General features: G+C 74.4%; 16 protein-coding genes. 6 read left to right on the forward strand and 10 right to left on the reverse strand.

Translation table 11 applies throughout. The features are described 5' to 3' along the window. Nucleotides 1-507: peptidase inhibitor family I36 protein (locus tag ACFWOG_RS31945; RefSeq protein WP_380362569.1), on the forward strand; the 507-nt coding region annotated here is incomplete at its 5' end. Nucleotides 508-558: 51 nt separating this feature from the next. On the opposite strand, the gene ACFWOG_RS31950 is transcribed toward ACFWOG_RS31945, so the two are convergent. The 3 genes from ACFWOG_RS31950 to ACFWOG_RS31960 form a co-directional block, all read right to left on the reverse strand. Further along, nucleotides 559-993, reverse strand: a complete 435-nt coding sequence (locus tag ACFWOG_RS31950) for a hypothetical protein (RefSeq protein WP_355400299.1) — start codon at nucleotides 991-993, stop codon at nucleotides 559-561. Nucleotides 994-1,204: 211 nt separating this feature from the next. After that, the gene (locus ACFWOG_RS31955) at nucleotides 1,205-2,188 is read right to left on the reverse strand and encodes a hypothetical protein (RefSeq protein ID WP_380362572.1); all 984 of its coding nucleotides are present in this window, start codon (nucleotides 2,186-2,188) and stop codon (nucleotides 1,205-1,207) included. Between the two features lie 245 nt (nucleotides 2,189-2,433). Then, complete coding sequence (locus tag ACFWOG_RS31960) at nucleotides 2,434-3,915, reverse strand: MDR family MFS transporter (protein ID WP_380362574.1); 1,482 nt, start codon at nucleotides 3,913-3,915, stop codon at nucleotides 2,434-2,436. A 168-nt stretch (nucleotides 3,916-4,083) separates the two neighbouring features. Here ACFWOG_RS31960 and ACFWOG_RS31965 point away from each other — a divergent pair, with 168 nt between their 5' ends. Beyond that, nucleotides 4,084-4,563 (forward strand): MarR family transcriptional regulator, encoded by a 480-nt coding sequence (locus tag ACFWOG_RS31965; protein ID WP_329875800.1) that lies wholly within the window; start codon nucleotides 4,084-4,086, stop codon nucleotides 4,561-4,563. Between the two features lie 191 nt (nucleotides 4,564-4,754). On the opposite strand, the gene ACFWOG_RS31970 is transcribed toward ACFWOG_RS31965, so the two are convergent. Further along, on the reverse strand, nucleotides 4,755-4,973 hold the full coding sequence (locus ACFWOG_RS31970; protein ID WP_329875798.1) for a hypothetical protein: 219 nt from the start codon (nucleotides 4,971-4,973) through the stop codon (nucleotides 4,755-4,757). Between the two features lie 231 nt (nucleotides 4,974-5,204). On the opposite strand from ACFWOG_RS31970, the gene ACFWOG_RS31975 reads away from it, so the two are divergent. Together ACFWOG_RS31975 and ACFWOG_RS31980 are read left to right on the forward strand one after the other, a co-directional pair. Further along, nucleotides 5,205-6,302, forward strand: coding sequence for a TIGR03617 family F420-dependent LLM class oxidoreductase (locus tag ACFWOG_RS31975; RefSeq protein ID WP_380362576.1), 1,098 nt, complete (start codon nucleotides 5,205-5,207; stop codon nucleotides 6,300-6,302). Between the two features lie 41 nt (nucleotides 6,303-6,343). Next, nucleotides 6,344-6,985 (forward strand): maleylpyruvate isomerase N-terminal domain-containing protein, encoded by a 642-nt coding sequence (locus ACFWOG_RS31980; RefSeq protein WP_380362578.1) that lies wholly within the window; start codon nucleotides 6,344-6,346, stop codon nucleotides 6,983-6,985. Between the two features lie 57 nt (nucleotides 6,986-7,042). On the opposite strand, the gene ACFWOG_RS31985 is transcribed toward ACFWOG_RS31980, so the two are convergent. The 3 genes from ACFWOG_RS31985 to ACFWOG_RS31995 all read right to left on the reverse strand — a co-directional run bounded on the left by ACFWOG_RS31985 (nucleotide 7,043) and on the right by ACFWOG_RS31995 (nucleotide 9,373). Next, nucleotides 7,043-7,912, reverse strand: a complete 870-nt coding sequence (locus tag ACFWOG_RS31985; RefSeq protein ID WP_380362580.1) for a GNAT family N-acetyltransferase — start codon at nucleotides 7,910-7,912, stop codon at nucleotides 7,043-7,045. 88 nt (nucleotides 7,913-8,000) lie between these two features. Next, nucleotides 8,001-8,723: a ScbR family autoregulator-binding transcription factor gene (locus tag ACFWOG_RS31990; RefSeq protein WP_380362582.1), complete on the reverse strand. Its 723-nt coding sequence runs from the start codon at nucleotides 8,721-8,723 to the stop codon at nucleotides 8,001-8,003. Between the two features lie 245 nt (nucleotides 8,724-8,968). Next, nucleotides 8,969-9,373, reverse strand: coding sequence for a RidA family protein (locus ACFWOG_RS31995; protein ID WP_329875788.1), 405 nt, complete (start codon nucleotides 9,371-9,373; stop codon nucleotides 8,969-8,971). Between the two features lie 192 nt (nucleotides 9,374-9,565). On the opposite strand from ACFWOG_RS31995, the gene ACFWOG_RS32000 reads away from it, so the two are divergent. Then, complete coding sequence (locus ACFWOG_RS32000) at nucleotides 9,566-10,192, forward strand: C40 family peptidase (protein WP_380362585.1); 627 nt, start codon at nucleotides 9,566-9,568, stop codon at nucleotides 10,190-10,192. Between the two features lie 120 nt (nucleotides 10,193-10,312). Here the strand turns inward: ACFWOG_RS32000 and ACFWOG_RS32005 are convergent, their stop codons facing one another. The 3 genes from ACFWOG_RS32005 to ACFWOG_RS32015 form a co-directional block, all read right to left on the reverse strand. After that, the gene (locus ACFWOG_RS32005) at nucleotides 10,313-10,531 is read right to left on the reverse strand and encodes a hypothetical protein (RefSeq protein WP_329875784.1); all 219 of its coding nucleotides are present in this window, start codon (nucleotides 10,529-10,531) and stop codon (nucleotides 10,313-10,315) included. Nucleotides 10,532-10,786: 255 nt separating this feature from the next. Further along, a complete protein-coding gene (gene thrS, locus ACFWOG_RS32010) occupies nucleotides 10,787-12,097 on the reverse strand; it encodes a threonine--tRNA ligase (protein WP_355400316.1) in 1,311 nt (436 codons plus the stop codon). 246 nt (nucleotides 12,098-12,343) lie between these two features. Then, nucleotides 12,344-13,066: a leucine-rich repeat domain-containing protein gene (locus ACFWOG_RS32015; protein ID WP_380362588.1), complete on the reverse strand. Its 723-nt coding sequence runs from the start codon at nucleotides 13,064-13,066 to the stop codon at nucleotides 12,344-12,346. Nucleotides 13,067-13,312: 246 nt separating this feature from the next. Here ACFWOG_RS32015 and ACFWOG_RS32020 point away from each other — a divergent pair, with 246 nt between their 5' ends. After that, nucleotides 13,313-15,505 carry a HelD family protein gene (locus tag ACFWOG_RS32020; RefSeq protein ID WP_380362590.1) on the forward strand — a complete coding sequence of 731 codons (2,193 nt, stop codon included), beginning with the start codon at nucleotides 13,313-13,315 and terminating at the stop codon, nucleotides 15,503-15,505. Nucleotides 15,506-15,584 lie beyond the last annotated feature (79 nt).

Raw genomic sequence — 15,584 nt, forward strand, 5'->3', positions numbered from 1 at the left:
GCGGCGCGAGACCGGCCGACGGCAGCCGCACGCCCGGCGCACCGGCCGCGCGGAGCACCGGGCGGGGAACCCGGCCAGGGGCTCCGAAGACGCCGGCGGGCCTCCCGTCGACTGCTGGCCGGCGCGGCCGTCCTGGCGGCGGTGGGCAGCGGGGTGCTCTGGATCGGTCTGGCCCCCCGGGCCGGGGCCGAGGGCTACGAGCGATGTATCCGCAGCGCCGTCTGCCTCTTCTCGGAGCACGGCGGCCGGGGCGAGATGTGCTCGTGGATCGACGCCGACGACGACTGGCTGGACGACCAGATCGCCTGCCCCTGGATGGCACGGAAGCCGCCCCGCTCGATCTTCAACAACGGGTACGGACCGGACATGGGCGCGCTGAAGAAGGACGTCGAGTACTTCGAACGACCAGGCCTGACGGGCTTCCTGGCCTGTCTCCCCGTCCAGACCCGGACCGACCTCGACCCCTCGGTCCGGCCCCGGTCCCACCGCTGGGTCGCGCAGTGCTGATACGGCGCGCCGGCCGGAGCCGACGCGCCGCACCTCCCGGAGGGATCCGGTCTACCAGGTGTTGTTGCCGCAGGAGGTGACCCAGCGGTGCGAGGCCGCGTTGTCGTGCAGGCTCTGGTTCAGACCCCGGTTGTCCCCGTTGCGGGTCCAGGTCAGGTAGTAGCCGTTGCCGCGCAGGTTCCAGGACGTCCCGTAGCCGATGCAGGCGTAGGCGCCGTAGCCCTCGGCGGCCGTGCCCCAGTAGATGTTCACCTTGTCCCGGCCGCCCGGCGCACCGTTGTTGCCGACCCAGTCGACCTTGTTCTTGACCGAGCTCGGCCAGTCGTCCGACGGGCCGGACCACTGCACCGTGGCTCCCGTGTCGTCCGCGTAGGCACAGAAGTTGGTCCAGTTGCACCCGCCGTCGGCGTGCGCCGCGGTGGGCACCGCGAGGACCGCCGCTCCCGCGGCGACGAGACCCACCAGGGCCGTGCTGAGCTTCCTCATCCTGCCACTCCTCTTCGTGTGTCGTCGTGCTGTGTGTTCCGTACCGGTGTTCCGCCCCGGGCGTTACGTGCCGGGTGATACGTGCCGGGTGTTACGTGCCGGGAGCCTCCGTACCGGGTGTTTCCGTCCTGCACGCGCCGTGCCTCGTCCGGGGCCGCGTCCGGCGCCGGGTGCCGTCACCGTGTCCGGTGTGTTCTTACGTGTCGCCAGGTCAGCCGCGTGCGGCTACCTCGCGAGCGGTGGGGAGCGCCCCGGTCTGCAGGCGCCACATGGTGTCGAAGACGGCCCGGTGCTCGGCCCGGACGGCGTCGGCGTACCGCCGGTCCAGTCCCGACACGGTGGTGTCCAGACCGGTGGACCGGGCGCACTCGGCCTCGGCGACCGCCACCGGGACGTCCTCCCGTTCCGCCGCCTCCCCCTCCCGCGACAGTTGACGATCCCTCAACTGCCTCGGGTCGTCGGCAGGGTGACCGCGTCCGGCGACGCAGGCGCTCCACACCGCGACCGCGTCCCGGTACGCCGGGTCCTGGGTCACCCGGCCGGCCCGGATACCGAAGAGGTTGTTCACGACCTCGCTGGAGCCGAACCAGGCGCGCGCGTCCCCGTACAGCCGCTGCCAGGCTCCCACCACGCACCCCTGGTCGCTGTGGGTGAGACGACCGCCCACCGGGTTCGCGACCTCCAGCCCCGTGGGGGACGGGCCGTTGAGGGCGACACCCAGCGCCTGGGCCCGGTCGGGCGGCAGACTCCGGTAGTACGCGGTCCGTGGGGCGACCGCGTCCTCCTCGTCCAGGCGCCGTTCGACGGCCCGCCCGTATCCGTTGGTCCGGGCCCAGTCCACGTCGTCCACCACGTAGGGGAACTCGCGGTAGTCGGCCGACGGGCGGCGCGGCACCGGGAAGTAGGAGAAGCCCTGCTCCTTCATGCAGTCGCGGATCAGCAGCTGCTCCGCGCGCTGCAGGACGTCCAGCTCGTCCTCGGTCGGCCTGCGGACCGGACCGGCCGCACCGCCCCCGGCCGGCGCCGGGTCGGCCGCACCCCAGAGCCAGCCGCCGACGGCCAGCAGCATCACGGCGGAGGCGAGCGCCGACAGCCGACGTGCGGCCGGGCGGTGGCGCCTCGACGCGACGCGCTCGTCCGCGCCGTCGGGCGACGCGTCCGCCGCCGTCCTCCCCCGTCCACCGAACACGCCCATCGGGCCGTCCCTCCACCGTGCGGTCACTGCTGCCAGCGGCCATACAACCCGGGGCGCGCGGCGGCGTGAACCTGTGAAGAGTGAGGTTGACGGCGGCCCGCCGGTGGGCGGGCACAGGTCTCGACGAACGGCTCCGCGCAGGCCGGCTCCACGCAGGACGGCCGACCCGGGACGGCCGACCCGGGAGGGACGGCGCACGACGAAGGCCCCGACCCGCCGGTGGGCGGGTCGGGGCCGCGCGCCGGTCAGGCGCGCGCCGCGCCCTCCGCCGCTCCCGCCCGCTCCCCGCCGGCCGCGTCGACGCCCGGATCGGAGGCCGCCCGTCCGCCCGCGTCGTCGCGCGACACGGGGATGGTCGCGGCCACCGCGGCGGCGCCCAGCGCGACACCGCAGCCGATCAGCAGGCCCACCCGGAAGCCGGCCTCGGACGGCAGCGTGTGCCCGCCCACGGTGGTGTTCAGCTGCGCGAGGACCACGCCCACGACGGCGGCCGAGAGCGAGGTGCCGAGCGAGCGCATCAGGGTGTTGAAGCTGTTCGCCGAGGCCGTCTCCGACAGCGGCACCGCGCTCATGATCAGCGCCGGCATCGCGCCGTACGCGAGGCCCACCCCGGCGTTGCAGACCAGCGTGACCACCAGGACGCCCCAGGTGGAGCCGATCAGCACCATCGAGAGGCCGTAGCCGGTGGCGATCGCCAGGGCGCCCGCGACCAGCGTGAACTTCGGACCGCGGGCCGCCGAGAGCCGCCCGCCGAGCGGCGAGACCGCCATCATCATCAGGCCCGAGGGAGCCATCCACAGCCCCATGGCCAGCATCGACCGGCCCAGGCCGTAGCCGGTGGCCTCGGGCAGCTGGAGCAGCTGCGGGATGATCAGTGCCTGCGCGTACATGCCGAAGCCGACCAGGACCGACGCCGCGTTGGTCAGCAGCACGCGCGGGCGGGCCGTCACCCGGAGGTCGACCAGCGGCTCGGCGATGCGCAGCTCCCAGCGGCCCCAGGCGAGGAGCAGGAGGACGGCCGCACCGAACAGGCCCAGCGTGAGCCCGTCGGTCCAGCCCCAGTCACCGCCCTTGGAGACCGGCAGCAGCAGGCAGACCAGCCCGGCCCCCAGGCCGATCGCGCCGACCAGGTCGAAGCGTCCGCCCGCCGGGCGGACGGCGGGGGCCGGGACGAGGAACCAGATCATCGCGGTGATCGCCACGGTGAGGGCGGCGGCTCCCCAGAACAGCGCCCGCCAGCTCGCGTACTCGGCCACCGCGGCCGAGATCGGCAGCCCGAGACCGCCGCCGATGCCCATGGAGGCGCTGACCAGGGCTATCGCCGAGCCGAGCCGCTCCGGCGGCAGGACCTCGCGGAGCAGGCTGATGCCGAGCGGCACCACGCCCATCCCCACGCCCTGGAGGCCGCGTCCGACGATCATCGGCAGGACGGAGGAGGTGAGCGCGCAGATCACCGAGCCGACGAACAGGGGAACGCAGCAGGCCAGCAGCATCCGCCGCTTGCCGAGCAGGTCACCCAGTCGCCCGCTGACCGGCACGAACACGGCCGCCGACAGCAGGGTCGCCGTGATCACCCAGGTGGCGTTGGACGGGGTGGTGTTCAGCAGCTTGGGCAGCTCGCCGATCAGCGGGGTGACCAGCGTCTGCATGATCGCGGCCACGGTGCCGGTGAGGGCTAGCGTGGCGACCACACCGCCGGTCCGGGTGGTGGCCTGGGGGCCGTCCATGGGGATCTCCTCGGAAACTCGGTGGGGCGGACACGTGGACGCACACGCCGCGACCTATGCATAGTACACATCATATGTATCGTGCACATTCATCGACCGGTGCACACCCTGCGATACTGGACCGACGCCGCAGGTCAGAGCTGCACGGAACCGACGGAGGACGGCATCATGGGCGGCCCCACGGACGACGTCGCGTTCGAGTACATGGTGCTCAGCCGACACCACTACCTGAGCCCCTCCGGCGCCCGCCCGCAGGGCAGCCGGCTGGACCGGTCGGCGTACATCCTGCTCAGCCGGATCGGCATGCAGGGTCCGATGTCGATCGGCGAGCTCAGCGACGCGTTCGGACTCGACGCCTCCACCCTCAACCGCCAGACCGCCGCGATGACACGCGCGGGGCTGGTCGAGAGGATCCCCGACCCCGACGGCGGGATGGCCCGCAAGTTCCGCGTCACCGAGGAGGGCCACCGTCGACTCGAAGAGGACCGCGCGGCCCACGCACAGGCCCTCGACCTGGTGATGGCCGACTGGTCCGCCGAGGACGTCGCCGCCTTCGCCACCTACCTACAGCGGTTCAACACCGACATCGAACGCCTCGACGGCCGCCCCTGGCCCCGCACCCAGGCTCCGTCCGCACGGGACCGGTGAGATCCACCGGAGGGGTGCCACCGGGGCGGAACGGAGTGAGTCCGCCCGCAGAACAGCACCCGCCGGTGATGGCCCGTGAGTGTGCGTCTCGGGTCCGGCGGGCGCTCGTTCGTAGGCTACCGGGACACGGCCGACGGGCCGGGGATTCGTGCCCGCCGCAGGACGAGCGTGTCACCTGCGGCGGGCAGCGCTCAGATCTGCCGCTCCGGATCGGAGAAGGTGAGGCCTCCGGCGGCGAGCGAGCGCCGGGCCGGGGCAGGGGCAGGCACGGCCTCGCCGGGCGGCTGGCGGAAGTCCGCGCCCTGCTCGACCGGAAGCAGCCGGCGCCCACCCGGCTGGGCGGGCACGGGAGCATCGGCGGCGGGCTCGGAGAAGGCGGGCAGCCCGAGGCTGCGACGGTCAGGGTTCATGGCCCCCAGTCTCGCAGCCCGTACGGGTGCCGCAGGCCGGAGCGCCGTCACTGGTGGTAACAGTCTGACCCTCATCGTGAGGATCACGGGGCCGTCCGCGCGTTTCGGCGCCCCCGCGCACCGCCGTCGAGCCCCTGCCACCGCCGCCCGGCCCGGGGACGTACGGCCGCGTCCCGGGTGGCGTGGGAGGCTACCGGAGCCCACCGCCACGCCCGACCAGGAGCCGACACCATGGACCGCCCGCAGGCCGCCGCCTTCCGACTCGACGCCACCGCCTCCGGGCACCCGGCCGGCATCCTCGACGCCGCCGAGCAGGCCGAACGGCGGGGCATGGACCGGCTGGTCGTCTCCGAGACCGCCTACGACCCGTTCCTCCAGCTGGCCCGCGCCGCCGACCGCACCAGCACCGTCGAGCTGGCCACCGGCGTCGCCGTCGCCCTCGCCCGGACCCCGATGACGCTCGCCTACCAGGCCTGGGGCCTGCACGCGGCCTCCGGCGGACGGGCCGTCATCGGCCTCGGCTCCCAGGTCAAGCCGCACATCGAGAAGCGCTTCGGCATGCCCTGGGACCGGCCCGCCGCCCGGATGCGGGAGTACGTCCACGCCGTGCGGGCGATCTGGCAGAGCTGGCAGACCGGTGAACGGCTGCGCTTCCGCGGCGACTTCTACCGGCACACGGTGATGACCCCGGTCTTCTCCCCCGATCCGGTCCCGTCGGGGGTGCCCCGGATCCTGCTGGCCGGCGTCGGTCCGCTGATGGTCCGCACCGCCGGGGCCGTCGCCGACGGCTTCCTCAGCCACCCGTTCACCTCAGTCGACTACCTCACCGGGCAGGTGCTCCCGGCCCTCGCCGAGGAGCGCGGCCGGGCCGAGGCCGAGGGGGCGGCCTGGACCGCCCGGCCGTTCGAGGTCGTCGGCAACGTGCTCACCGCGACCGGCCGCACCGAGGAGGAACTGCGGACCAACCTGGCCGGCGTCCGCGAGCGGCTCGCCTTCTACGCCTCCACTCCCGCCTACCGACCGGTGCTGGCCCAGCACGGTTGGGAGGACCTCCACGAGGAACTGCACCGGCTGTCGGTGCGCGGACGCTGGCAGGAGATGACCGGGCTGATCGACGACCGGGTCTACGACACCTTCGCCGTCGCCGGCGAGGTCGGGCAGGTGGCACGCGAGATCCACCACCGGTACGCGGGACTGGCCACCAGGATCTCGGTCAGCCTGCCGGAGGACGCCGCGCCGGAGCTGGGCCTGGACGTGCTGGACGCCCTGCGCGACCTGGGCCGACCCGGGCCGGGCGGCACCCGCGGGCGCCGTACCGACCTCGGTTAGGGTGGGCCGCGATCCGTACGGCAGAGCAGGAGGAACAGGCGATGGCGCAGCGGACGGACCATCAGAACGACCGGTACCGGGTCCTGTTGGCCGAGCTCTGGGCGACGTGGGCCGAGCGGGGGGCGGCCCTGGACGCCGAGCAGTGGGGGCGGGCCACCCGGCTTCCGGGCTGGTCGGTGCGCGAGCTGTACGCCCACGTGGCGCCGACACCCGGGCTGTTCACCCGGATGCGGGAGGCCGTGGTCGACCGGCCGGCGACCGTGGCGCACGGCTCCGCCGTCCTGCGTGCGTACAACCGGCCCGACGGCGTGGCGCACACGGCGGCCGATCTCGTCGCCGATGACGCGCGGGAGCTGGCGGCGACGGTCGGAACCGGCGCCCTGGTGGCCCGGTTCGCCACGGAGGGGCCGAAAGCACTGGCCGGGATCGCGGACCTGGCTCCGACGACCGTGATCGCCCACCCCCTCCTCGGTACGGCCACGCTGGGCGCCCTCGCCGAGGTCGCGGTGATGGAGGCGACCGTCCACCTGCTCGATCTCACGGCGGCGATCGGCGGCCCGCCGCCGCCGGACGGTGCGCTGCAGGCCACCCGCGTGCTGCTGGCGGAGATCGCCGATCCGGTGGAGTTCATCGAGGCCGCGGCGGGGCGGACCCGTACGGCGGTCCTTCCGGTCATCCGCTGAGCCTCCCGGCCGGCCCGGCCGGCGCACGGCGCTCGGGCCGGCCAGGCCCGGGCGCGGTCAGTGGCCGTAGTGGTACGGCGTCGCCGTGGTCAGGGCCGCGAAACCCAGGCGCTCCAGGATCGGCCGGCTCTGCGGCGAGGCGTCCACCCGCAGGTACGCGTACCCGAGTTCGTCCGCGAGCCGGGCCCGGTGCGCGACCAGCGCGCGGTAGACGCCACGGCCCCGCCACGCCTCGACCGTGCCGCCGCCCCAGAGCCCGGCGAACCCCGTGCCCGGGTGCAGCTCCAACCGCGCCGCGCTCACCGGCACCTCTCGGCCGTCCACCTCGGCGAGGGCGAGGTGGATCCGCAGGGTGTCCGGGGACTCGGCCAGCTGGGCCAGGATGCGGCGGCGCAGGCGGGAGCCGTCCGCGCCGAAGGCCTGTTCGTGGACGGCCACGACCTGATCCACCCCGGCCTCGTCGGTGACCTCGCGCAACGTGATCCCGGCGGCGCCGGGCCGTCCCGCTCCGGCCGGCCCGGCGAGCAGGTCGGCGACCCGCGCGACCATCAGCGTCTCGGGCTCGTCCGGGGTGAACCCGGCGGCGAGCAGCCGGTCCCCGAGGTCGGCCGGGCGGTCGTGCCCGTACAGCGTCCACTCGAAGTCCCGGCCGAGCGCGGTGAAGTAGGCGATCTGGTCGGCGACGGCGCGGTCGACGTGGTCGGCGTCCTCGGCGTGGTCGGCGTCCTCGGCGTGGTCGGCGTCCTCGGCGGTGCCGACACCGGCGCGGGTGCCCAGGTCCGACCAGAGCACGCCGTTCCACACGCTGTCCGGGCCGCTCTGCCGCACCACGGCGCCGACGTGCTCGACGCGTGCCGCCGGGGACTCGGGCTGTGCGCCGCGCCGGATGTGCTCGTCGACCAGGGCAAGAAGTTCTTCATGATCCATAGCGGCACAGCCCATCACTGCCGAGCTTCGGTGGCAATCGACATAGGGTTCCCGGGCGGCGATGACGCTACGGAGTCGGGCGGAGCGATCAGGGCTTCACGGGAAAACCGGACACGCTGTTTGGTTCTGGTGCCTCGGCGACGTCGGTTGCCGTCTCCTCCGCAGCGGCCGGATCCGCGGCCGCCATCTCCGCGACGACCCGCGCGCCCCGGTCCGCCGACAGGTCGAGCGAGGCCAGGACGCCCGGTACGGCGATGCTCGGCATCAGGTGCCGGTACAGCGTGGCAACCCGGACGGCGAGGTCCGCGCGTCCGGTGAACCGCTGCGACTGGAGCTGCACCCCCACCCAGGACGCCGTCATCAGCGCGGCCGTGTCGGCCGGCACGACGTGCGGCAGCAGCTCGCCCCGCTCCCCCGCGGCCACCAGCAACCGCTCCAGGCGCGCTATCCACCCGGGGGCCGCGTCGACGCCGAGGCTGCCGTCCGCCCCTTGGTCCACCGAGAGCCTCACACCGGCGCTGAGCATCGGGTCGGTGGGGATCAGGTGGGTGACGACCATCCCCGTGTCCACGAACTCCTGAAGCTTGCAGGCCCGCTCGGGAACGGCCTCGCTGGCGTACTGCGCCTCGATGACGCCCTGGGCCAGCTCCCGTTTCGACGCGAAGTGGAAGTAGACGGCGCCCCGGGTCACACCCGCGCGGGCCACCACCTCGCCGATGGTCGCCCCCTCGTAGCCGGACTCGTCGAACACCGAGGCCGCCGCCTCCAGAATCAGCCGCCGCGTCCGCAGCGCCCGCTCCTGTCGCGCCATCACGACCACTCCCACCCAGGAAACAAAACCAAACAGCCCGTATCTTACCCGGCCGCCGATGCCGCCCACGGGCACGCCACCAGGGCAGCGGGCAGCGGCGCCGCACACTCAGCGTCAGAGAATACCGACCATGCGGTCCGATTTGAACGGTGAGACTTCCTCCTGTCGACCGCAAGGTGAACTCCCCGCCGGGGCGGACCGGGCGGCGGCGGACGACCGGGCCGGATCGGGACCGCCCGCGCCCGTCACCCCAGGACGGCGACCGCCTCGACCTCCACGAGCTGGTCGTGGTACCCGAGGACGGTGACCCCGACCAGGGTGCTCGGCACGTCGTGGTCGCCGAGGTACTCGCGGTAGACCTCCCAGACCGCCACCAGATCGCTCTGCCGGGCCGAGGCGACGTACACCGTGGTGCGGACCAGGTCGGTGAGCGCCGCTCCCTCGTCCTCCAGCACGGTGATCAGGTTCCGCATCACCTGGTGGGTCTGACCGGCGTGGTCGCCCACCGCGACGGTACGGCCCTCGGCGTCGAGCGGGCAGGCCCCGGCCAGCCAGAGCGAGCGGACCGGCGCATCGACCGCCGCCGCGTACGCGTAGTCCACGGCCGGGGTGAGCCGGTGGTTGCGGATCAACTTGACGGCGCTGCTCACGAAGTCCTCCGAAGTGGTCGCGGGTGATGCCGCGCCCATCGTTCGCACGCCGCCCACGGGCCGTCAATCGAATAACGAGGCCGACCCGGACGGCCGCGGACCCGTGTCCGGAGAATTCACCGTTCCGGGTGATGGCGGGTCGCGGCCTCCGGCCGGGATCCTGGTGGCCCGCCGACGACCGAGGAGGCTCTCGTGCTGTTCCCGCCGCCGACACCGGAATTGGGCCGCCGCCGCGTCCTGGGGCTGGCGCTGGGGGCCGGCGTCGCGCCCGCCCTGGGCGCCGGGACCGCGTCCGCCGCGGCCCCTCCCGCCCGACCCGCCCCCGTCCGGCCCCGTGCCGACTCCCCCGAGCAGGCCCTGGGGCGCCGGGTGGCCACCGTGGCGACCGCGCAGATCGGAGTGCCGTACGCCTGGGGCGGCGGCGACCGGCTGGGCCCGAGCCTCGGCTTCTGCGACGAGGAGAACGGCTACCTCGACGGCCGGTGCCTCGGCGAGAGCACCGTCGGCTTCGACTGCAGCGGCCTGGCGCTGTACTGCTGGTACCGGGCGAGCGGCGGTGCGGTGGAGCTGGCGCACTACACCGTCGCCCAGTACCACCGGTCCGCTCCGGTGGCACGGGCCGACCTGCTCCCCGGAGACCTGCTCTTCTTCTCCCGCCCGGGCGCGCCGCTGCACCACGTCGGCCTCTGGGCCGGCGACGGCGCGATGATCCACGCCGAGCGCACCGGCACGCTGATCGCCCGGGTCGAGGGCGTGCTCGACCTGCCGCGCTGGGCCGGCGAGTTCGCGGGCGCCCGCCGCCCGCTTCCAGTCGGGTAGGGCCGCCCCGCCCGGCCGTCGGGGCGAACGCGGCGGCCCGTCGTGAACCCGGCCGAGCAGGGCGTGGCGCACACCGACCGCCCGGGCCGGGGCCCGGGCGCCGAAGCGGGTGCGGGTCCGTCAGCTGCGGAAGAACCTGAGGTCGCAGACGGCGTCGGTGTAGGCCCGTCCGAGGTCGTCCTCGGCGGTGGCGTGGCCGACGACCGCGGCGCAGTACCGCGTGTCCGGGACGGGCAGCGGGCGGTGGACGGCGGGAGCCGCCGGGGCGGCGACGGCCGCGGCCGTGAGGGTCAGGGCGGCGGTGAGGGTGGCGACGGTGAGCCTGGGGGCGAGGCGCATGGGGGTACCTCCCGGTGCACGGGGACGGGGTCGGGGACGTCGGCGGCCCCGGACCCGGGCCGCCGGCCCCCATCGAACGGCGGGCCGGCCGTACGGGCGGGCCGACACACCGCACACCTCTGCTAGTCATATGTGTACGACCGCACCGCGGCCGGCCCGTCCGCCGCTCGCCCGCACCGGCCGAGACCCCGTCACGGACCGGTACCCGGTACCCCGCCGGGCCTCCGGCGGGGTACCGGGGCGCCCGCGGCCTCGTCAGCCGCCCGACTCCCGGCCCGCGGGCTCCTCGTCCCACAGGTCCAGGCTGCACGCGCCCACCAGAGCGCCGATCCGGGACAGCGCCTCGGCGGCCGGCAGCGGATCGAGCCGCCGCCCGTCCCGCAGCCGCAGGGCGACGAGGTCGTCCGCCGCCTCCCGCGGCCCGATGACCGCCAGGTACGGGGCCGGCCTGGCCGCACGGATCCGGGCACCCAGGCTCCCCCGGTCGGGCCCGGCGACCTCGGCGCGCAGCCCGCGGTCCAGACACCGCGCGCGGAGCCGCTCGGCCTGCTGCCGCTCGCCCTCGGAGAGCGGCAGCAGGACCAGCTGGGTCGGGGCCAGCCAGGCCGGGAAGGCCCCGCCGTACAGCTCGATCAGGTGCGCGACCACGCGCTCGACGCTGCCGATCACGCTGCGGTGGACCATCACCGGGCGGTGCCTGGCACCGTCCGGGCCGATGTACCGGAGCCCGAACCGCTCCGGCTGGTGGAAGTCGATCTGCACGGTGGAGAGGGTGGACTCGCGGCCGGCGGCGTCGGCGATCTGGACGTCGATCTTCGGGCCGTAGAACGCGGCCTCGCCCTCCGCCGCCTCGTACGGCACCCCGGAGCGCTCCAGCACCCCGGTCAGCAGCGCGGTGGCCCGCTCCCACAGTGCGGGATCGGCCACGTACTTGCCGCCCGCGCCCGGCAGGGAGAGGCGGTAGCGGACCGGCCGGATCCCGAGCGCCCGGTACGCGTCCCCGATCAGCTCCAGTGCGGCGACCGCCTCGTCGCCCGCCTGCTCGGGGGTGCAGAAGACGTGCGCGTCGTTCAGTTGGATCGCCCGGACCCTGGTCAACCCGCCGAGCACACCGGACGGCTCGGACCGGTACATGCCGCCCAGCTCGGCGATCCGCAGGGGAAGTTCACGGTAACTCCGGGCACGGGAACGGTAGATCAGCGCGTGGTGCGGGCAGAGGCTGGGCCGCAGCACGACCTGCTCGGCTCCCAGGTCCATCGGCGGGAACATGTCCTCGCGGTAGTGCTGCCAGTGACCGGAGATCTCGAAGAGCTCGCGTTTGCCCAGCACCGGCGAGTAGACGTGGCGGTAGCCGGCCCGGCGTTCCCGGGCACGGACGAACTCCTCCAGGGTGTGCCGGATCTCGGCCCCGTCGGGCAGCCAGTACGGCAGTCCGGCCCCGATGAGCGGGTCGGTTCCGAAGAGTTCGAGCTCGCGGCCCAGCCGCCGGTGGTCGTCGGCACGATCACCGGTCACGGGGCCGCTGCTCGCGGCGTGGGCGTGGTCGGGCACGGAGGTGCGGTTCATGGCGGCGGTCTCCACTCGGATCTGCGGGCGAGTGGACCGGTACGACGAAGCCCCGGGGCACTCGCCCCGGGGCTTCGGACTAGGTCAGCAGTCAGCGCACCGGGACTCTCTCCGGCGTCGTCGTGAGGACGGCAGCAGCGCGCTTCATGTGTTCCACGGTAGCAGGGGCCCCGGACGGCGGCGAGCGGCTTTCCGCCCGCCGCCCCACGCCGCCCCACGCCGGACCTCACCGGACCTCACCGGACCTCACCGGAGGACGACGCACCCGCGTTCGGCCAGGGCACCGAGCGCGCGGGTCGCGGGCCCGAGGTCGTTCCACCGCAGGTCGAGCTTCTCCAGGGCAGGCAACTCCGCCAGCCAGTACGGTAGTTCGGTGATCAGGTTGGCCCGCAGGTCGAGCCGGCGCAGCAAGGGCAGGCCGGCCAGCGCCACCGGGACGGCGGTGAGGGCGTTCTCCCGGAGATCGAGTTCACGCAGTTCACCGAGCCCGGCGAAGGACGGCGGCAGGGTGGTCAACGCATTCCCCCGGAGCCAGAGTTCACGCAGGGCGCGGAGTCCTCCGAGCGAGCCGGGCAGCGAGGTGAGCCGGTTGTGCTGGGCGCGGAGTTCGACCAGGCCGGTCAGCTCTCCGAGGCTGTCCGGCAGCCGGTCGATCCGGTTCTCGCCGACGTTGAGGTAGCGCAGTGCGGTGAGCCGGCCGAGTGCCGCGGGGAGGCCGGTGAGCGCGTTGTCGTGCAGGTAGAGGAAGTCCGTGAGCCCCGCGAGGTCGCCGATCTCCTCGGGTACGGCGGTGAGCCGGTTGTGGCCGAGGTCGAGGGTGCGAAGTCTCCCCAACCGTCTCACGGTGGGCGGCAGTTCGGTGATGCCCGTCTCGGCGAGGATCAGGACCGTCAGGTCGGTGCGGTCCCAGACTTCCTCGGGCACCGTGCCGAGGGGCTGTCGCCAGAGGTTGAGGGTGGTGTCGGTCACCCGGTCATTCTCCCGCGCGTCCGGGTGCGGGCGTTCCAGGGGCGGGCGTTCCACAGCCCCGCGGCGATCTCGGCGTCGGCGAGCGTACCGGCCGGCGCGCCGCCGTGGACGACGACCCGTCAGTCCGGCCACGCGCCACGGGGGTCCGACGCTCCCGGGAGGACTCAGGAATCCAGTGAAGTCAAGGCTTTCGTTCGGAGGGGATCCACCGCATAGTGGTGCGCCGGACCGAGAGGAGGACCTGTCTTGTCGCAGGTCAATGACAGCACCGTGCGTGTGGTGGAGGCCGAGCGGGCCGAGGTGTCGGCCGTGTACGGGCTGCTCGACGAACGCCTCGCCGACGCGCGCGCGCGGTTGGCGCAGGTACTCGCGGCGGCGCCCGGCAGCGCGGGCGAGGTGCACGAGCGGGAGCTGGCCGCACACCGGTGGGCCGCCGAGGCGCGCCGGCTGGAAGGCGCGGCGGACGGACTGGTCTTCGGCCGGATCGACGCCGGGGACGGCTTCGCGCTGCGGATCGGACGGATCGGTCTGCACGTGGAGGACGCCGATCTCCCGGTCCTGGTCGACTGGCGGGCGGACGCCGCACGGCCCTTCTACGTGGCGACGGCCGTCCACCCGATGGGCCTGCGGCGCCGCCGCCATCTGCGGACGGCCGACCGCACCGTCGTCGGGGTGAGCGACGAGCTGCTGGACGGGTCCTCGCCCACCGAGGAGGACGTGGTCGGCGACAGCCCGCTGACCGAGGCGTTGCAGGCGCGGCGGACCGGCCGGATGGGCGCGGCGGTCGCCACCCTCCAGGCCGAGCAGGACGCGATCGTCCGCTCCGCGCACCGGGGGATGACGGTGGTGCAGGGCGGACCCGGCACCGGGAAGACGGTCGTCGCCCTGCACCGGGCCGCCTACGTGCTGTACGCGTTCCCGAGGGCCGCGGAGCGCGGTGTGCTGGTGCTCGGGCCGAACACGCGGTTCCTCGACTACATCTCGCAGGTGCTGCCCTCGCTCGGCGAGAACGACGTCGTGCTCGCCACCTGCGCCGACCTCGCCGGGATCCGGCCGGCGACCGCGGACGGTCCGAGCGGCACGGACGCCACGGACGCCACGGACGCGGCCCGGCTGAAGGGCGGCGCGGAGCTGGCCGACGCGCTGGCGGAGCTGGTGCGCTCCCGGCAGGCCCCGGAGGGCGGCTTCACCGTACGGTCGGGCCAGGAGTGGGTGGAGCTGACGGAGCAGGAGGTCGCCCGGTCCCGGGAGGTGGCCACCCGCACCGGCCTGGGCCACAACCAGGCCCGACAGGTGTTCAAGGAACAGCTGGTCGACGCCGTCACGGATGCGCTGGAGCGGGGCACCGAGGCGGTGCTGGACCTCATCGACGCCCAGGTCGCCGAGCTCACCGGCATCAACCTCGACCGGACCGCCGCCGCGGACCTGCGCCAGCTCGGCCTCGACGGGCCGCCGGTGGTCGACGCGACCGACGTGTTCGACCCCGACGCCGTCCGGGCCGCCCTGCTGGACGACCTCGGCGTCGAACGGGCCGTGGAGGAGCTCTGGCCCCGTCTCGGGGCCGAGGACCTCGTCCGGGAGCTGCTGGACCGGCCCGACGTGACGGCCCGCTACCTGCCACGGCTCACCGCCGAGGAGCGGGGCCTCCTGCGACGGAGCCCGAACGCGCCGTGGACCGCCGCCGACGTGCCGCTGCTGGACGAGGCCGCCTGCCTGCTCGACGGGCCGCCGCAGCGCACCTACGGCCACGTGGTGGTCGACGAGGCCCAGGAGTTCACCGCCATGCAGTGGCGGATGGTGGCCCGTCGGTGCCCGGCGCGGTCGATGACGCTGGTCGGCGACTTCGCGCAGGCGGGCCCGGCGACGACCGCGCGGGACTGGGAGGAGGCGCTGACCCCGCAGCTCGGCTCACGGTTCACCCTCAACACCCTGACCGTCAGCTACCGCACCACCGAGGAGATCCTCGCCACCACCCGCGAGCTGCTGGCCCGGATCGCCCCGGGCCAGCAACCGAGCCGGTCGATCCGTCACGGCGAGGCTCCGCGTACGGTCGCCACGGCGCCGGACACGCTGGCCGCCGCGGTCCTCGGGGAGGTCAACGCCCAGGCCCGGGAGCACCCCGGCGACCTGGTCGGGGTGGTCTGCGCCGACGACCGGGTCGCGGAGCTCGCCGCCGTCCTGCCCGGCCCGGTCCAGCTGGTGCCGGCCTCCCAGGCGCGGGGTCTGGAGTTCGACGGTGTCGTGGTCGTCGATCCCACCGGGATCACCGGGGCGCACCCCGGCGGGGAGCGGGACCTCTACGTCGCCCTGACCCGGGCCACCAAGCGCCTCACCACGATCACCACACTCGCCGCCGGCCCCACGGCGGCCGACACCGGGACCGCAGGTGTGGAGACCGCAGGCGCCGAAGCCTCCGGCGTCGCCGTGTCGCGGGACTGAGCCCGGGATCCGGGCGGGGCCGCCCCGGGATCAGGCCCCGCCCGGTCGGGCCCCCGGCTCCCGGTCGCGGGTCTCGTCC

Source organism: Kitasatospora sp. NPDC058406 (assembly GCF_042722765.1).
Lineage (GTDB): Bacteria > Actinomycetota > Actinomycetes > Streptomycetales > Streptomycetaceae > Kitasatospora.